Genomic DNA, 15,998 nt, shown 5'->3' on the forward strand with positions numbered 1-15,998 from the left:
AGGAATGACGACCACCTCCGAGGTGACTGCGACGGGCGTCGACGAACGATCCTTGCGGTCGTTGCGGCGGTGGAACCTCGCCCTCACCGCGCTGCACCTCGGGCAGGCGGTCGCGGTGGTCGTGCTGGCCACGGACTTCGCGATCACGATCACCCAGACGCTCCCCACCGGCCCGCCCGGCTCGGCACCCGCCTCTCCCGAGTCGCTCGTCGACCTCCCGATCGGCGCCACGATCGCGGTCTTCCTGCTGATGGCGAGCCTCGACCACCTGCTCACCGCCACCGTCGCGCGCCGCACCTACGAGCGTGACCTGCGGGGCGGGATCAACCGGTTCCGCTGGGTCGAGTACTCCTTCAGCGCCACGATCATGGTCGTGCTCATCGCCCTCTACTCGGGCATCGTCGACATCTCGGCCCTCATCGGCATCGTGGGCGCCAACGTGGCGATGATCCTGTTCGGCTGGCTCCAGGAGTCGGCCAACCCGCCCGGCAGCCCGACCCGGACGATGAAGCCCTTCTGGTTCGGCTGCGTCGCCGGTGCCGCGCCGTGGATCGCCATCGCCGCCAACCTCGTCGCCGCCGAGGAGGTGCCCGGGTTCGTGATCGGCATCTTCGTGTCGCTGTTCGTCTTCTTCAACAGCTTCGCGCTCAACCAGTGGCTGCAGTACCGCGGCATCGGGCCCTGGCGCAGCTACGCGTTCGGCGAGAAGGCCTACCTCGTGCTGAGCCTGGTGGCGAAGTCCGCACTGGCCTGGCAGATCTTCGCCGGGTCGCTCGCGAGCTGAGCGGGGACCCGCGACCCCTCAGCGGTGCACCCCGCGGGACGGGGACACCGCGGCCGGTCCGGGCTGGGAGGATCGCCGTATGAACCGTCGCGCCCTGGTCCGCCGCCCGAGCCCCCGCCTGACCGAGGGACTGCTGACCCACATCGACCGCGTCCCGGTCGACCTGGACCTCGCCGAGCGCCAGTGGGAGGCGTACGTCGCCGCCCTGCAGGCCGAGGGCTGGGAGACCATCGAGGTGCCACCGGCGCCCGAGTGCCCGGACTCGGTGTTCGTCGAGGACACGGTGGTGATGTACGACGACCTCGCCGTGATCACCCGCCCCGGCGCCGACGAGCGCAAGGCCGAGGTGGCCGGCACGGAGCAGGTGCTGCGCGGCCTTGGCTACCGGATCGCACGCATCGAGGCACCCGGCACCCTCGACGGCGGCGACGTCCTCAAGCACGACGACACCGTGTGGGTCGGCCTGGGCGGGCGCACCAACCAGGCCGGCGTCGACCAGCTCGCCGAGCACCTCGCGCCGCTCGGCGCCCGCGTGGTCGCCGTACCGCTCACGAAGGCGCTGCACCTGAAGTCCGCGGTCACCGCGCTGCCCGACGGCACGGTCGTGGGGTGGGAAGAGGTCGTCGACGACCCCTCGGTGTGGGAGTCGTTCCTCCCGGTGCCAGAGGAGCCGGGCTCGCACGTCGTGCTCCTCGACGAGGCGACGGTGCTGATGTCGTCGGCCGCATCCCGGACCCGCGCGCTCTACGAGGAGCGCGGGCTCCGCGTGGTCGCCGTCGACGTCACGGAGTACGAGAAGCTCGAGGGCTGCGTCACCTGCCTGTCCGTGCGCCTGCGCGGCTGAGGGTCGGGCCTGCCGGGGCCGGCGCCACGACCGCCGCACGTGTGGCCGGTCCGGACCGGGGAGCCTCGCCCTTGCCAGCAGGCCGGGCACCCGAGGACTCTGGCCGCAGGCACACGACCGGACGGGGACACCATGGAAGAGCCGTCGCTGGAGCTGACACCGCAGACGGCCGCGCTCGCCGGCGCCGCCGAAGCCCTGGAATCGGCCGGAGTCAGCCACTGGTTCTTCGGCGGGTGGGCCGTGGACCTGTGGGTCGGACGCGTCACGCGCGCTCACGACGACATCGACGTGCTCGTCCAACGCAGCGACGAGGCCAAGGTCCACGAAGCGCTCACCGCCGCCGGTTGGGTCCACACCCCGCAGGACGACGACCTCGTGGGCACCAACTACGCCGGTGACGGCTACGAGCTGCAGCTGACGTTCGTGGAGACCGACGACGAGGGCCGGGTGGTCGTACGGGTGCCGGGGGAGCCGATCGTGGTCTCACCCGGGCCGCTCGCCCACGAGCGTCGACCCCTGGGCCACCTGCACGTCCGGGTGATGACGTTGGAGTCGATGCTCGAGGGCAAGGCCGAACCACGCCCCGACGACGCGGGCGGGGACAAGGACCGCGCGGACCTCGCCGCGCTCCGGGCGGTCGCCGAGCGGCGCTGAACGGGGCTGGCGTCCGGGCCACGTCCGCCGCACGTCCGCCGCACGTGCGCGACCGCACGTGCGCGGCACCGACGGGCCGGGTCGGAAGGACCCGGCCGCCGGGCAACCCCTGCCGATGTGGTCGGACCACTGTTCACGGATCACGGTCGCCGCGCAGGTCGAGCCTGCGGAGCCCGTCCGCCCCAGGGGTGAGGCGAGGACTCGAGGCTAGCCCGCAGCACGCCCGCCGAGCACCCGCCGTTTCGCCGGCTGCGGTCAGACAGCCGGAGACGCGACCGGGACGACGACCTCGTTGCGTCGCAGGAACCACGGCGTCCACGGCGGGTCGAACCGCGCGAACCGAGCCGGCCCCACGACGTCGAGGCCCGCGGCGTCCAGGGCGGTGAGGAGCCCGCGGGCGTGCTCGTCGTAGCGCTCGCGCGTCCAGCGTCCGGAGAACGTCAGCGCCGCGGCTGTCTGTGCCGGCACCGCGCGCATGCGGACGTCGGGGTCCGTCGGGTCGGGAGCGCTGGCGAGGTCGAAGCCGGCGGGCATGACGAAGCCGACGACGAAGCGGCCTGCCGACTCGTCCTCGGTCTCCTGCACGACCGGCGCGGTCATCGCCACCTTGCGAGACTGAGTGTTGCGGCCGCCGATGTAGCCCACGAGCCGTCGGAACGAGGTGTTGCCCGCGCCCTCGAACGACCCCGTCACCCGCGTCTCGGCGACCACGTGGTCGGGGTAGCGGCGCAGCTCGAAGTCGGCGTACTCGCGGACGACCTCGTAGGGCTGCTGCTCGGTCATGACTCCATCCTCCCTCCGCGACCTCCTCACGTCCGCCTGGTGAAGCGGACCTTGCCGTGCGTGTCGAGGGAGTGCTGGAACGTCGGGTCGTGGATCCGGCGGTGGTGGGGCGGGCAGAGCAGCCGCCCCTTCTCGACGCTCGTCCCGCCACCCTCGCCCCACGACACCTCGTCGTGGTGGGCCTCGGTCATCGCAGGTGCCGCATCGCAGCCCGCGGCCGTGCAGCCGCCGTCACGGATGCCCATCGCCACCCGCTGCGCCTCGGTGTGGAAGCGACGCTTGCGGCCGACGTCGAGCGGCACGCTCGGGCCGCCGAGCACGGCGGGGATGATGCCCGCCCGGCAGGCGAGCCGTCGCGCCTCGCCGGCGCTGATCCGGCCGCCGGTGTCGAGCGACGCAGCCTTGAGGCCACCGAGCAGGGTGTCGAGGTCCATGGTCACGACGACCGTCGCCGCCACCCCACCCGCCTTGGGCGTGGACGCGGCGGGGCGGGTCTCGATGTAGTCCATGAATGCCCGGCCCATCCGGTGTCGGGTCAGCGCCGGCGGGCGCTCCGCGTCTCCGTGGCCGCCCGCGCTTCCCTTCCTGAGGTCTCGAGCGACGCGGGCCTTGAGGTCCTTGGCGAGCATCGCCCCGTGGAGCGACGGGATGGTGAAGCGACCGTGGCACGTGCCGTGCCCGTCGTCGACCATGGAGAACGACGCCTCGGCGAGGGCGTCGGCCTCCTCGGCCTCGAGACGGCGCGCCTCCTCGGCGTCCGCGGCCGCGGGGTCGACCGCCTCGAGCACGCGGCGCCCCAGCATGCGCAGGTCCTTGGCATCGTGTTCGCCGGCCTTGTCGAGCAGGAACCGCGTCGCCGCAGCCGGGACCCAGTCCTCGACGGCGTCGGGCAGCTCGTCCACTGCGTCGGCGATCACCCGCGCCTGGTCGGTGCGCAAGTCGCCGGACGCCAACCCTTGGGCGACCTCGTCGTGGTCCTCCAGAGTCTTCGCCAACCGTGCCAGCCGGTGCGCCTCAGCCCGGGTGGTGCGCGTCGCGTGTGACCACCAGTTGGCCGTCGACGTGGCGCCGGTGTCCATGCCGACGCCCACGGCCTCCGCCTGCCGCAGCACCCGCATCAGGAGCGCGTCGAGCTGGCCCCGCGCGCGGGTCAGCGACAGCAGCGCCTCCTCGGCGTCCTTGGTCGACATCGTCCACATCGGCCGGTCGATGGCCGCCGCGAGGTCGGCCTCCAGCCACCGCGCCAACGCCACCACCTGGTGGTCGTCGAAGTGTGCGATCGCTGTCATGCACGGACTCTTCCAGAGGGGTACGACAGTGGGGTCGAGCGTTGACGTGGGGTGTGGAGAGCCGAAGGAGCCGTCAAGGAGGGCCTGGGACGAAAGGCAGGTGGGCACGATCCGGCGGGTTCAGGGCACTACTGCCGACGACAGCCTGCTGGCGCGGCACGGCGCAGATGCGGCTGGCGCTCGAACCAGCCTCGAGATCCCTCGGCCGGTGCCTCAAGCGATGCGTCGCGTCAGCACGAGGACCCACGCAGGCGCAAGCACTGCACCCACGGCAAGCAGTGCCAGGTCGCTGGCAGCGACAGACATGAAGCTGGTGGCCACGATGACAACGAGCCCGCCTGATAGTGCCAAGCAGGTGACCCACCACCAGCGATCAGGCCGAGTCGGGGAGGGCTCGATGAAGGCCATCGCCGCGGTGCCGGCCGAGATCATCAGATAGCCGAGATTCTCCACGTAGTCGTCGTGCGGCCGATTGCGTCGATCATCGTTGCGAGCGCCGCCGCATCGAACTGCGGCAGATGGGCAACGGCCAGGACGCGATCCTCCGCACCGAGGTACGCCGTCTGTGTCACCGACGAGATCACCGAGCCGAGGACGAGTGCAGACGCAGCGAGGCGAGCTCGTGCGCGGTTCGGCTCATCGACCTGCGCCAGCCAACCGACAGACATCGCCGCGATCGCCAGGAGCGCCGCGGCGAGGCACCAGTTCTCGACCTGTTCGAAACCGAACAGGTCGTTCCGGTAGGCGAGGTAGTCCCGCACGTAGGCGCCCACGTCGTCGGCGCGCCCGGGCTCATCGGGACCCACGAGCCCGCTGACGGGTCGCGGCATAGACCCCTGTCGAGACCCACAGCGCGAGCACGGTGAACCACCCGAGACCGGTCCACATCGCTCGCTGGCTCACGTGCGCATGCCCCGCTTCGTGATCCATCCTGCACGACGAGCTGAACACCCATCAGTCGTCCGCCCGCCATGCCCACAGGCAGCGTCGCTCCGCTGCCTGTGGGCGTGGGCGTGCGGTAGATCCCCCTCGGGAGCCGCATCGACTGACGTTGGTCTTGGCGTTTCGCCTCAGGGTGACCGCGTTGCCTGCTTGGGTGATGCGACCAGCTCATTCGTACCTGTCCACGGGGGGCAACATGAAGAGGCCTGCTCACGTCGGCGCACGGGCCGCACTCTCGACCAGTGCCCTCCTCCTCTCCGGAGGGGGCAAGGCCGTCACTGTGCACGAGCTCGCCATCGTCTTTCGATGAGTTCCGTCGCAGGCCGCCAGGGTCTGGCAGGCACCGCGCTGTCGCTCGCAGTGGGTCTCCTGGCGGCCTGCGGGGCGGACTCGCCCGACCCGGCCGGTTCGGGCGGAATGATCGGGCACATGTCCGGCACATCCGACGTGGAAGGACGGCCGGGTGACCCGGCCATCGCAGGCGGCGGGCTGGCAGTGATCCCGATCGCGGCGATGGACGGCCCGTTCTGGGACCTGACCGACCAAGAGCGGGTTGCCGACCCGCGGGGCTGGGCCCACCTGGCGCTGTTGTTGAGCGAGGCGCACGTCTCCCGGCTGGACGGCACAGTGGTTCCCATCGACGACGAGGGTGACTTCCGCGTCGAGGTGCCGGCGGGGAAGTACGCCGTCTGCTACTGGTCGGACGAGATCGGCGGCCGCGTCACCGGATGCGCTGCGGTCGACCTGTCCGCCGAAGGTGAGCTCGAGGCATCCAGGGGCGAGGGGGGTTTCCACATCGGCGCCGCCGCCTGAACAGGATCACGCGGCAGCACCCGGCACGGCAACCCGACGCAACCCGCCGTGTTGTTGGCGGAGATCCATGGCGGGCGGACGGCGCGCGCACCTAGGGTGCGAAGCATGGAAGGGCTTGTGCTCCGTGTCCGGCTCGTCAGCGGCGACAGCATGGACGTCACGTACGACGACCGCAGCGGGATGAGCGAGGACGAGGTCATCGACCACGTCATCAGCACGCTCTCAGAGGAGACCGGCGTGCTCCGCTGCAGCCACGGCGACCGGCTCCTGGTGCTATACGCACGAGGTGTTGCCGCGATGGAGGTCGCACCCCGCGGGGCGGTCCTCTAGCAGGCGCCGAGCGCTGCCGACAGTGGAGCGCACGGCCGGACCTACCGGCCGTACGCTCCAGTGTCGAGCGCGTGCTCAGGCCGCCGCCGGCACGGCGACCCGGCGAGCCGACCGGCGCGGCAGCCAGCGCACGGCGCGGAAGGTCTCCTCCGACGAGCCGTAGACCAGCAGCGCGAGGAAGACGCCGTACACCGGCAGGTGCCCGACCATCTCGGTCTGGCCGAAGAGCAGCAGGGTCGCGTTGAAGGGCACCATCGCGACGAGCACGGCCACCTGCGGGAAGGCGCCGGAGATGACGAGCAGCCCGAACAGCAGCTCGGTGGCTCCCGCGATCGCGACGAAGGTCTCCGGCGAGACGTGGACGCCGACGAGTGCGAAGACGTCGAGCGCCGGGTAGTGCTCGAGGGTGTCGATGGCCATGGCCGGGTTGGTGAGCTTCTCGGAGAAGGCGAGCACGATCAGGGCGGCGCCGACGCCGAGGCGCAGCCACAGCAGCGCCCAGCGCAGGTGGGCCCGTGACGGGTGCGCGGCGCCGTACGCGTCGGGACCGGGAGGCACGACGACCAGGAAGGCCGCGACGGCCGCGAGGTTCGCGCACTCCCCGAGCGCCGTGAGGCCGGCGACCAGGGCGAGCGCCGGGGCCAGGCCGAGGACCAGCGCGGCGGCCGTGCGCAGCTGCCAGCCGGTGACCAGCCAGATCCCGAGCCCGGCCTCGACCAGGAGCAGCGCATTGCCGCCCACCCCCTCGAGGTGGTCGTTGGACGGCGTGATGAACGCGCCCGTCGCGGCGAGCGCGAGCAGGGCGACACCGAGGTGGATCCCGAGCAGGCGCGGCACCAACGGCACCAGGCGGCCCAGCGGACGCAGCACCGGGAGCTCGGGGCGGTCGACGCGGAGGGCGATCACACGCCACGCCACGGCGGCGACGACGACGGCGGCGGTCAGCACGAGCGGCAGCGGTGACAAGAAGAACGACCAGTCCCCCGCCTGCTGGGACTCGACGAACCAGCGCTCGTGGGTGGGCAGGGCAGGCACGAGCAGGGCTCCGGGGAGGGTCATGGCACCACCCTCGGTCCCGCTCCCGCTCGCGGGTGAGCGGCGAAGGTCCGGACCTCGACGGGACCTTCGTCATCTGACCGCCGCCCAGGACCGACTTGCCGGCGTTCGGGCGCGGCCCGAGGATCGGCGCATGGACGAGACCGCTGCCGAGCCCCGGCTCAGACGTGCCGTCCGGGCGATCGTCCTGTCCGACGACGACAGCGTCCTGCTCTGCCGGTTCCGTCATCCGCACCCGGCGGTCCCGGACGGCGCCACGGGCGTGTGGTCGGCACCCGGCGGCGGCATCGAGCCCGGCGAGCTGCCGCTGGAGGCGCTGCGCCGCGAGCTCCTGGAGGAGACCGGTCTGGTCCTCGACGCCGACCCGCCCCACGTCTGGCACCAGGAGGTCCTCACCCCGGTCGGGTACGAGGGTTCCGAGGGGTACGACGGGCTGGTCAACGACTACTTCCTCGTCCGCACCACCCGCTTCGACCCGCGGGGCGCGCTGCCGGACGACGACCTCGCAGCCGAGCACATCAGCGCCATGCGGTGGTGGCACCACGAGGAGGTCGCCGCGCACGACGGCCCCGACGTCTTCTCGCCCCGCGACCTCGCCGGTCCGCTCGCGAGCCTCGTCGCCGGCTACGTGCCGGGCACCCCGATCCCCCTGGGACTCTGACTCCGCCCGCCTCGCAGCACCGTCGTACAGTCGCCCGCATGCGTCCCCGCTCCTGGCCGACCGGCGAGGCCCTCCTCTCCGCGACCGGCGTACGCACGAGGGCGCGCGCCCACGACGACGCCAGGGGCCTCGACCACCCCGACGGACCGCCCACACCCTGGACGATGCTCGGCGAGCTCGGGTCCGGGCTCGCGGCGGCCCGCCTGATCGGCGCGGCGCCCCGGCTGGCGGCAGCACCCAGGGGCGACGGCCACCTCGTCGTCGACATCCCCGGCTGGAAGGCGCCCGAGCTCACGGGTGCGCCGCTGCGCGCCTACCTCTCGCGGCTCGGGTACGACGCCCGCGGCTGGGGCTTCGGCACCAACACCGGCGACCCGCGCCGCGACGTCGAACGGCTGGCGAAGCGCGTCCGCGAGCTCGTCGAGGCGAAGGGCGAGCCGGCCTCGCTGGTCGGCTGGAGCCTCGGTGGCGTCATCGCGCGCGAGGTCGCCCGGCGGCACCCGGACGCCGTACGACGCGTCATCACCTACGGCACGCCCGTGACCGGCGGCGCCCGCCACACCAGCGTCGCCCGCTCCTCGAACGTCGGAGCCGACGCGCACGCCGACCGCGTCAGCCGCCGGCTCGACGCCGAGTCGCCCATCCGCGTGCCGCTCACGGTGCTGTTCTCGCGCCGCGACGGAGTCGTCTCCTGGCAGGCGTGCATCGACCGGTCGACGCCGTCGGCCGAGCACGTCGAGGTGTCGTCGACCCACCTCGGGATGGGGTTCGACCCCGACGTGTGGACGGTCGTGGCCGACCGGCTCGCACGCCCCTGACTCAGTCGGCGGGTGCGAGCTCGATCGACCCGCTGGCCAGCTCACCGCTCACGGTCTCGTCGGCCATCCCGGCGCTGCGCAGGAGACGGAGGACGGCCTCGTTGTCGGCCATCATCTCGGCCCGGAACCGCTTCACCCCCACGGCGACCGCGCGCTCGGTCAGCACCCGGAGCAGGGCGGTGGCGAGTCCCCGGCCGTGCCAGAAGTCCGCCACCGTGATCGCCAGCTCGGCCTCGTCGGGCGCCGACGCGTAGCGGATGAACCGCGCGACCCCGATGATGTAGGTCTCGTCGTCCGGGGAGTGGGCGACGTACGCCTCGTGCCCGACGTGGTCGATCGCGGTGAAGTACGTCGCCTGGCTGTCGGTCAGCCGGGGAGTGCCGGTCAGGAAGCGGCTGTACTGCGACACCTCGCTCATCAGGGCGAACGCCCGCTGCAGCTCGTACGCGTCCGAGTCACGGATCTGCCGGATACGCACGAGGTCGCCACTGCGGAGCCTCACCTCGCGCGCGTCGTCCATCGGCGCGCTAGCCGAGCGGCGGGATGGTGACGACCTGACCGGCGTAGCTCAGCCCGGCACCGAAGGCGATCAGCAGCGCGGTGTCGCCCGCCGTCGCCTCGTCGTTGCGCAGCATCGCCTCCATCGCGAGCGGCACCGACGCGGCCGAGGTGTTGCCGGAGTCGACGACGTCGGTGGCGATGGCGACGGAGTCGGGGAGCTGGATGTTCTTGGCGAGCGTCTGGGTGATGCGCAGGTTGGCCTGGTGAGGGATGAAGGCGTCGAGGTCGTCGACGGACACGCCGGCGAGGTCGAGCGCCTCGTGGGCCACCTTCGCCATCGCGAACGGCGCCCAGCGGAAGACCGCGGTGCCCTCCATCTGGACCACCGGGTGGTCGAACCCCTCGTCCGCGGAGTGGCCACCGAGGCAGCTCGGCGTCTGGGTGATGACGTGCGCCTGGGAGCCGTCGGAGCCCCAGGCGGTCGGGCCGATGCCGGCGGTCTCCGACGGACCCACGACGACCGCGCCGGCACCGTCGGCGAAGATGAAGGCGGTGCCCCGGTCGGTCGGGTCCATGAAGCGGCTCAGCTGCTCCACGCCGATCACGAGCACGTGGCTCTCGGCGCCGGAGCGCACCATCGACGCGGCCAGGTTGAGCGCGTGGCAGAAGCCCGCGCACCCGGCGGAGATGTCGAACGCCGCCGCGGTGATGCCGAGCGCGGTCGCGACCTGGGGCGCCGAGGCGGGCGTGTGCTCGGGGTGGGTCGAGGTCGCGACGATCACGCAGCCGACCTGTTGGGCCTCCACGCCGGCGGCCGCGAGGGCCTTCTCGGCCGCCGAGATCGACATCCCGATGAGGGTCTCGTCGTCGCCCGCGAAGCGCCGCGTGCGGATGCCCGACCGGGTCTGGATCCACTCGTCGGTGGAGTCCAGCACCTCGCAGATCTCGTCGTTGGTCACGACGCGCTCGGGTCGGTGGACGCCGAGGCCCAGCATGGCGGCGTGGGTGAGCTCGGTGGGCTGCTGGATCGTCATGTCGCGAGCATAGGCAGGTCTGCGGGCAGCGCTACAGGTCGCCGGCAGGCTGGGTCTCGGGGATGGGCGAGTCGGGCACCTCGCCGGGGTCGATCGGGGCGATGCCGGGGTCTCCGGACGGCACGACGTCGGGGTCGGACTCGGGCTCGACGGGTGTGGTGGTCATTCTCCAGTCCTACGCCGACCCGGCCGGCGTCGCAACGCCTTCCCACCCCGAGTGAGGGGACGCCGGGGTCACAGCACGTGTTGACCGATGAGATTGCTGATCCGCCGGATGTCGACGTTCCCCTTGAACTCGAGTCGTACGCGACCAAGGCCGCTGAACCACAGGTCGAGCTCGGAGTCGAGGTCGAACGTGCCGGCCGTCTCCACGCTCCACGCCTGCACCCGGTTGAGCGGCAACGACGTGTAGTCCCGCTTCTTCCCCGTGAGGCCCTGGACGTTGATCGAGATCAGGCGCTTGCTGGTGAACACCACGGAATCACGCATGCCCTTGAAGGCGAGGAGCACCTCCTCGCCCTGGACGAGCAGCGGCTCGAGCTCGCGAGCGAGACTGTTCGGGTCGATCGGCCCGAGCTTGACGAAGGTTCCGTTCTGGAAGTCGATCACCGGCACAGGTTAGGTGCGGGAGGCATGCCGGATGGGCGAACTGGAACAACCCGCAGCGTCGCCTCACCCCAGCAGGCGGATCGTCCGCTCGTCGGCCGTTCCGTCGAAGAAGCGGTCCAGCACGTCGGGGAAGAGCCGCTCGTCAGGGTCGGCGCGCGCGAAGAGCGTCATCGACGAGCGGAGCTTCATCGCGTCGACCGACCCGAGAACCTCCTCGGCGGTCGTGCCGCCGTCCAGCGCGAGCAGGGCACGGCAGCACTCGAGCAGCCGCGGGCCGAGCACCTCGTGGTCGAGGTAGGCCCGGGCCTCGCCGAGACCGGCGATCCCGAAGTGCTTCGCGGTGGGGCTCTGTCCGAGGCCGGACACCTGCGGGAGGACGAACCACATCCAGTGGCTCGTCTTCCGGCCCGCCCGCAGCTCCGACAGGGCCTGGTCATAGGTGCCGTGGTCGTCCTGGGCGTCGACGAAGCGCTGGAGGTCCATCACCTCAGTGTGCCTCCGGCTAGCGTGACGCCGTGCCCGACGCCCCGTCCCGCGCGATCCGGCTCGGCGCGCTCGTCCTCCTGCTCCGCCCGACCTACATCGCGGCCGAGGTCGTCACCGCCGCCGCGACGACCGGCGGCTACAGCTTCGTCGCCGACTCGGTGAGCAGGCTCGGCGAGGTCGGGTGCACGGTGGCGTACTGCTCCCCGCGGCACGAGGTGATGAACGGCGCGTTCGTGGGCTACGGCCTCGCCCTCGCCGGCGGCGCGCTGCTGCTGGCGCGGCCGCTCGGCCCGTGGGTGGCCGCGCTGCTGGTGGTGTCGGGACTGAGCTCGTACGCCACCGGGCTGGCGCCGCTCGACCAGGACGCCACGCTGCACGTGCTCGCCGCGACGCCGCTGTTCGTCGCGCAGCCGCTCGCGCTCCTGCTCCTCGGCCGCCGGGTGCGCCCGGACCGCCCGCGGCTTGGGACGGCCCTGATCGCCACCGGTGCCCTCACCGCCGCGGCGGCCATCGGCTTCGTGCTCTCCGGAGACGGAGCGGCAGGTGGCGCGCTCGAGCGGCTCGCCCTGTGGCCCGTGCTGTTCGGTCTGGCTGCCTTCGCTCTCAGCCAGCACCCGGGCGTGCGTCGACCCCGCCCCTGACGGGACGGGGTCGACGACGAGAGCGGTCAGGTCAGCTGCAGGTCAGCGCAGGACGCCGCACAGGGCGGGGTCGGTCGCCTCGGCCGGCAGGTTCGGGTCGAGCTCGCTGGCGCCGGCACCGTCGAAGTCGTACTTGCCGTTGCCGTTGTGGTCCACACCGTGGATCACGACGACGCCCTTGCCGTTCTTGATCGCCTTGAGCACGGCGCCGGGAGCGAAGTTGATCGTCCGCGAGTACTTCTCGACGCCCTTGGGCGTGGTCGGGAAGCGGTCGACGGCGAGACCGCTCTCGGGGCTCGTGTCGCCCGTCGTCGTCAGCGACTTGAGGATGGGGCCGTAGGCCGGCACGCCCTCGGCCACGTTGAGCCGGTGGTCGTTGTTGGCGTCGTCGAAGACGCTGGGGCACTCGTTGCGTGCTTCCTTGCCGAAGTGCAGGTGCTGGGCGTGCGGGAGGTTCTTGGCGAGGCCGTGCGCCTTGATGCGCACGTGGGCCTTGCGCCCCTTGAACTCAGCGTGGACGTGGCCGTCCGCGCCGGAGTCGTTGAGCGAGTCGAGATCCGCCTTCAGGTGCACGCCGCCCGGAGCGGCTGCCGGCCGCTGCGACTCAGTGGCGCTGCTGGCCTGGATGCCGGCCACCGCGACGGTGCCTGCGAGAACCATTCCGCCGAGACCGGCGTAGAGCTTGCGATGCTGCATGGGAGAACTCCTCGAGTTCGAACGACGGCCGAGTCTCGGCCCTGCAGCGTCGTTCGGTACCCGCGTCAGGAACGGATTGCCCCGCTCCACCCGTGGGGAGGGGCGTCCCGTGCCCGCGAGGTCTCAGTAGCGCTTCGCGCCGCGGCGCTCCTGCAGCTTGCGCGCCGCCTCCTTGATCTTGGCCTGGTTGTGGGGCTTCCGCGCCTCGTCGTAGACCTTCTTGGCGATGCCGAAGGCCGCGATCTTCTTTGCCATACCCATGCCTGAACGGTACCCAGCAGCGGCAAGGCGATTCGTCCCCATCCGTGAGCCGCGTCACTCCGAACCCCCGGGGAGCCGCCGGTCCAGGCGGTCCTGTCGACGAAGGGTCCCAGACCATGCGCCTCCCCGCTGTCCGCCGTCCGTCCCCTTCCATGGCCGTCTCGGTCATGGCCCTGGTCGTGGCGTCCACCGGTACGTCGTACGCCGCCGGCCTGATCGGCTCCGACGACATCCGCAACAACTCGATCCAGTCCAAGGACGTCAAGGACCGCACCCTCAAGGGCCGCGACATCAAGAACGACGTCATCGGGTCCAACAAGGTCCGCAACGGGTCGCTGAAGGCGCGGGACTTCAAGGAGGGGCAGCTGCCCGCGGGCGCGCAGGGACCTGCCGGCGTCGGCCGGTGGGCGCTGGTCGACGCGAGCGGCGCGATCGTGGCGCAGTCCGGCGGCTTCTCCGTGACCGCGGCCTACCCGACCCTCGCGCCGATGGGCGCCGACGCCGCCGGGCTGCGCGCGAACGGCAACGTCTACATCAACGCGGGCGAGAACCTCGCGAACAACGGTGTCCTCGCCGTCGTCGCGCTGCAGAACACCGTCGACCAGAACGGCGACACCGTCACCAACGGCCGCGCGCCCGGCGCCGACGCGAACCCGGAGTTCTCCGGCGAGATCTCGGCCGCGATGTGCCAGCCGGGCGTCGTCAACTGCGCGCCTCCCGGCACTGGCAACACCCACCACCTCGTCGTCAGCCCGCGCAACAGCGACGGCACCGTCACCGCCGACGGTACACGCAAGCGCTTCTACGTCGTCGTGACCGGGGACTCCTCCGACCGCGGCTGACCACACCCCGGGCAGGCCGCGCGGTAGACATGGACCATGCGCCTGCTCGAGCACCTGGTCGATCGGCTGCGCCATGCGCTCGCCGGGCGGCCGGCGCCGGGTCGGGAACCGCTGTCGCCCGACCCGCTGCGCGGTGCGAGGGCCGGCGCGCGCCGTGGGGTGCGCGCCGGCCTGGTCCAGCCCGACCAGCGCACCTGCGGCGCGGCGAGCCTGGTCGTCGCCCGGATGCTCGGCGACCCGGACTACGCCGGCTGGATCGAGACCGGCGAGGTCGCCGGACGGCCGAGGGACACCCGCAGCCGCACCCGCCGCTTCGCCGACGAGGCCCTCGCCACGCACGTGCGCACCAACCGCTGGTACGACGCCTCGGGTGCGCTGCAGGTCGCGTGGCCGCGGGCCCTCGGCACCGCCCCTTGGGCGCTGGCCCACGAGCTCACCGTCACCGGCGGCACGTCGCCGCCGGGCACGAGCCACCGCGTGCAGGCGGTCTCGCCGCGACGTCGCGGTGAGGCGTACGACGACGTGGTGGCCGCGGTCGCGCTGGGGCATGCCGTGCCGCTCTACGTCGGCAACCGGTCACTGCCGCGCCACGTCGTGCTGGTCATCGGCGGCGACGACGCCGCGCTGACGGCGTACGACCCGGCGAGCGGTGGGCGCGCCACCGTGACGCGCGACGCCTTCGAGCGCGGGGACCTGCGCGTGTCGGGGTGGTCGGAGCCGTGGTTCGCGGTGGTGCCGGCCGGACGGTGAGGCACACTGACCGCGTGACCACGAAGATCTCCGTCGCGGGCCTCGGCTACGTCGGCCTGTCCATGGCCGTGCTGCTCGCCCGGCACAACACCGTCGTGGGCCTCGACCTCGACGCCCCGCGCATCGACAAGCTGCGCAACGGCGAGAGCCCGATCCACGACGACGACATCTCGCGCTTCCTGGCCGAGGAGGACCTCGACGTCACCTTCACGACCGACGCCGAGGAGGCCCACACGGGCGCCGACTTCGTGATCATCGCGACGCCGACCAACTACGACCCCGTCACCAACTACTTCGACACCAGCTCGATCGAGGCGGTCATGCGTGACGTCCACCGGATCGAGCCCGGCGCCACCATGGTCGTGAAGTCGACCGTGCCGGTGGGGTACATCGAGGACGTACGCGCACGGCTGGGGATCCCCGACGTGATCTTCTCGCCCGAGTTCTTGCGCGAGGGGCGGGCGCTGCACGACAACCTCCACCCGGCGCGGATCGTCGTGGGCGAGGACTCGGAGCGGGCGCGCGCGTTCGCCGAGCTGCTGGTCAAGGGCGCCGACGCCGACGACGTACCGGTCCTCTTCACCGAGCCCACCGAGGCCGAGGCCATCAAGCTGTTCGCCAACACCTACCTCGCGATGCGGGTCGCCTACTTCAACGAGCTCGACTCCTTCGCCCTGTCCCGCGGCCTCGACAGCCGCCAGATCATCGACGGCGTCGGCCTCGACCCGCGCATCGGGACGCACTACAACAACCCGTCCTTCGGCTACGGCGGCTACTGCCTGCCGAAGGACACCAAGCAGCTGCTGGCCAACTACTCCGACGTCCCGCAGACGCTGATCTCCGCCATCGTCGAGGCCAACACCACCCGCAAGGACTTCATCGCCTTCGACATCCTGGACCGCGCGCCGCAGGTCGTCGGCATCCACCGGCTGATCATGAAGGCCGGATCCGACAACTTCCGCGAGTCGTCGGTACAGGGGATCATGAAGCGGCTCAAGGGCAAGGGCGTGGAGGTCGTCGTCTACGAGCCCGAGCTCGACGTCGACCAGTGGTTCGGCTCCGAGGTCACCAGCGACCTCGCGTCCTTCAAGGAGCGCGCCGACGTCATCGTCGCCAACCGGATGGTCGAGGAGCTGCGCGACGTGGCGGACAAGGTCTACACGCGCGACCTCTTCGGCGCCGACTGAGCGAGCACTTCGTCGCG

General features: G+C 71.8%; 23 protein-coding genes. 11 read left to right on the forward strand and 12 right to left on the reverse strand.

The annotated features are described in order from the left end of the window. The first annotated feature begins 4 nt into the window (after positions 1–4). The 3 genes from heR (at position 5) to HOO61_RS23665 (ending at position 2,282) form a co-directional block, all read left to right on the forward strand. Complete coding sequence (heR, locus tag HOO61_RS03710) at positions 5–784, forward strand: heliorhodopsin HeR (RefSeq protein WP_172257031.1); 780 nt, start codon at positions 5–7, stop codon at positions 782–784. A 79-nt stretch (positions 785–863) separates the two neighbouring features. Further along, positions 864–1,628 carry a dimethylargininase gene (gene ddaH, locus HOO61_RS03715; RefSeq protein WP_172257033.1) on the forward strand — a complete coding sequence of 255 codons (765 nt, stop codon included), beginning with the start codon at positions 864–866 and terminating at the stop codon, positions 1,626–1,628. Between the two features lie 132 nt (positions 1,629–1,760). Further along, entirely contained in the window at positions 1,761–2,282 is a 522-nt protein-coding gene (locus HOO61_RS23665; RefSeq protein ID WP_216658533.1) for a hypothetical protein, read from the forward strand. A 255-nt stretch (positions 2,283–2,537) separates the two neighbouring features. Here HOO61_RS23665 and HOO61_RS03725 read toward each other — a convergent pair whose 3' ends face one another. From HOO61_RS03725 to HOO61_RS03740, 4 genes are all read right to left on the reverse strand, one after another. Then, the gene (locus HOO61_RS03725) at positions 2,538–3,065 is read right to left on the reverse strand and encodes a heme-binding protein (RefSeq protein WP_172257035.1); all 528 of its coding nucleotides are present in this window, start codon (positions 3,063–3,065) and stop codon (positions 2,538–2,540) included. Between the two features lie 26 nt (positions 3,066–3,091). Further along, positions 3,092–4,354: an HNH endonuclease signature motif containing protein gene (locus tag HOO61_RS03730; RefSeq protein WP_172257037.1), complete on the reverse strand. Its 1,263-nt coding sequence runs from the start codon at positions 4,352–4,354 to the stop codon at positions 3,092–3,094. 213 nt (positions 4,355–4,567) lie between these two features. Continuing rightward, a complete protein-coding gene (locus HOO61_RS03735) occupies positions 4,568–4,807 on the reverse strand; it encodes a hypothetical protein (RefSeq protein WP_172257039.1) in 240 nt (79 codons plus the stop codon). After that, positions 4,786–5,115: a hypothetical protein gene (locus HOO61_RS03740; RefSeq protein ID WP_172257041.1), complete on the reverse strand. Its 330-nt coding sequence runs from the start codon at positions 5,113–5,115 to the stop codon at positions 4,786–4,788. The genes HOO61_RS03735 and HOO61_RS03740 overlap by 22 nt, the downstream gene beginning before the upstream one ends. A gap of 487 nt (positions 5,116–5,602) precedes the next feature. On the opposite strand from HOO61_RS03740, the gene HOO61_RS03745 reads away from it, so the two are divergent. Next, a complete protein-coding gene (locus tag HOO61_RS03745) occupies positions 5,603–6,109 on the forward strand; it encodes a hypothetical protein (RefSeq protein WP_172257043.1) in 507 nt (168 codons plus the stop codon). A 105-nt stretch (positions 6,110–6,214) separates the two neighbouring features. Then, the gene (locus HOO61_RS03750; protein WP_172257045.1) at positions 6,215–6,439 is read left to right on the forward strand and encodes a hypothetical protein; all 225 of its coding nucleotides are present in this window, start codon (positions 6,215–6,217) and stop codon (positions 6,437–6,439) included. A 75-nt stretch (positions 6,440–6,514) separates the two neighbouring features. Here HOO61_RS03750 and HOO61_RS03755 read toward each other — a convergent pair whose 3' ends face one another. Continuing rightward, positions 6,515–7,498 carry a hypothetical protein gene (locus HOO61_RS03755; protein ID WP_172257047.1) on the reverse strand — a complete coding sequence of 328 codons (984 nt, stop codon included), beginning with the start codon at positions 7,496–7,498 and terminating at the stop codon, positions 6,515–6,517. Positions 7,499–7,628: 130 nt separating this feature from the next. On the opposite strand from HOO61_RS03755, the gene HOO61_RS03760 reads away from it, so the two are divergent. Together HOO61_RS03760 and HOO61_RS03765 are read left to right on the forward strand one after the other, a co-directional pair. Next, positions 7,629–8,156, forward strand: a complete 528-nt coding sequence (locus HOO61_RS03760; protein ID WP_172257049.1) for an NUDIX hydrolase — start codon at positions 7,629–7,631, stop codon at positions 8,154–8,156. A gap of 38 nt (positions 8,157–8,194) precedes the next feature. Continuing rightward, positions 8,195–8,974, forward strand: coding sequence for an alpha/beta fold hydrolase (locus tag HOO61_RS03765; RefSeq protein WP_172257052.1), 780 nt, complete (start codon positions 8,195–8,197; stop codon positions 8,972–8,974). Position 8,975: 1 nt separating this feature from the next. Here the strand turns inward: HOO61_RS03765 and HOO61_RS03770 are convergent, their stop codons facing one another. The 5 genes from HOO61_RS03770 to HOO61_RS03785 form a co-directional block, all read right to left on the reverse strand. After that, positions 8,976–9,476 carry a GNAT family N-acetyltransferase gene (locus HOO61_RS03770; RefSeq protein ID WP_172257054.1) on the reverse strand — a complete coding sequence of 167 codons (501 nt, stop codon included), beginning with the start codon at positions 9,474–9,476 and terminating at the stop codon, positions 8,976–8,978. Between the two features lie 25 nt (positions 9,477–9,501). Further along, entirely contained in the window at positions 9,502–10,509 is a 1,008-nt protein-coding gene (locus HOO61_RS03775) for a beta-ketoacyl-ACP synthase III (RefSeq protein ID WP_172257056.1), read from the reverse strand. Between the two features lie 31 nt (positions 10,510–10,540). Further along, a complete protein-coding gene (locus HOO61_RS24445) occupies positions 10,541–10,675 on the reverse strand; it encodes a hypothetical protein (protein ID WP_301538942.1) in 135 nt (44 codons plus the stop codon). Between the two features lie 68 nt (positions 10,676–10,743). Next, positions 10,744–11,118, reverse strand: a complete 375-nt coding sequence (locus HOO61_RS03780; protein WP_172257058.1) for a PH domain-containing protein — start codon at positions 11,116–11,118, stop codon at positions 10,744–10,746. Between the two features lie 63 nt (positions 11,119–11,181). Next, positions 11,182–11,601, reverse strand: a complete 420-nt coding sequence (locus tag HOO61_RS03785) for a DUF1810 domain-containing protein (protein WP_172257060.1) — start codon at positions 11,599–11,601, stop codon at positions 11,182–11,184. A gap of 32 nt (positions 11,602–11,633) precedes the next feature. Here HOO61_RS03785 and HOO61_RS03790 point away from each other — a divergent pair, with 32 nt between their 5' ends. Continuing rightward, positions 11,634–12,245, forward strand: a complete 612-nt coding sequence (locus HOO61_RS03790; protein ID WP_172257062.1) for a DUF998 domain-containing protein — start codon at positions 11,634–11,636, stop codon at positions 12,243–12,245. Positions 12,246–12,287: 42 nt separating this feature from the next. On the opposite strand, the gene HOO61_RS03795 is transcribed toward HOO61_RS03790, so the two are convergent. Together HOO61_RS03795 and HOO61_RS03800 are read right to left on the reverse strand one after the other, a co-directional pair. After that, positions 12,288–12,941: a hypothetical protein gene (locus HOO61_RS03795; protein WP_172257065.1), complete on the reverse strand. Its 654-nt coding sequence runs from the start codon at positions 12,939–12,941 to the stop codon at positions 12,288–12,290. 123 nt (positions 12,942–13,064) lie between these two features. Then, positions 13,065–13,202 carry a hypothetical protein gene (locus HOO61_RS03800; RefSeq protein ID WP_172257067.1) on the reverse strand — a complete coding sequence of 46 codons (138 nt, stop codon included), beginning with the start codon at positions 13,200–13,202 and terminating at the stop codon, positions 13,065–13,067. A 116-nt stretch (positions 13,203–13,318) separates the two neighbouring features. Between HOO61_RS03800 and HOO61_RS03805 the strand changes: the two genes are divergently transcribed. The 3 genes from HOO61_RS03805 to HOO61_RS03815 are packed head-to-tail and all read left to right on the forward strand — an operon-like array spanning position 13,319 to position 15,981. Further along, positions 13,319–14,044: a hypothetical protein gene (locus HOO61_RS03805; protein ID WP_172257069.1), complete on the forward strand. Its 726-nt coding sequence runs from the start codon at positions 13,319–13,321 to the stop codon at positions 14,042–14,044. A 36-nt stretch (positions 14,045–14,080) separates the two neighbouring features. Then, positions 14,081–14,794, forward strand: a complete 714-nt coding sequence (locus HOO61_RS03810; RefSeq protein WP_172257071.1) for a hypothetical protein — start codon at positions 14,081–14,083, stop codon at positions 14,792–14,794. Between the two features lie 14 nt (positions 14,795–14,808). Further along, a complete protein-coding gene (locus tag HOO61_RS03815) occupies positions 14,809–15,981 on the forward strand; it encodes a nucleotide sugar dehydrogenase (protein WP_367650013.1) in 1,173 nt (390 codons plus the stop codon). Positions 15,982–15,998: the final 17 nt, after the last annotated feature.

The organism is Nocardioides sp. zg-1230, assembly GCF_013155335.1.
In the GTDB taxonomy this organism is placed as follows: domain Bacteria; phylum Actinomycetota; class Actinomycetes; order Propionibacteriales; family Nocardioidaceae; genus Nocardioides.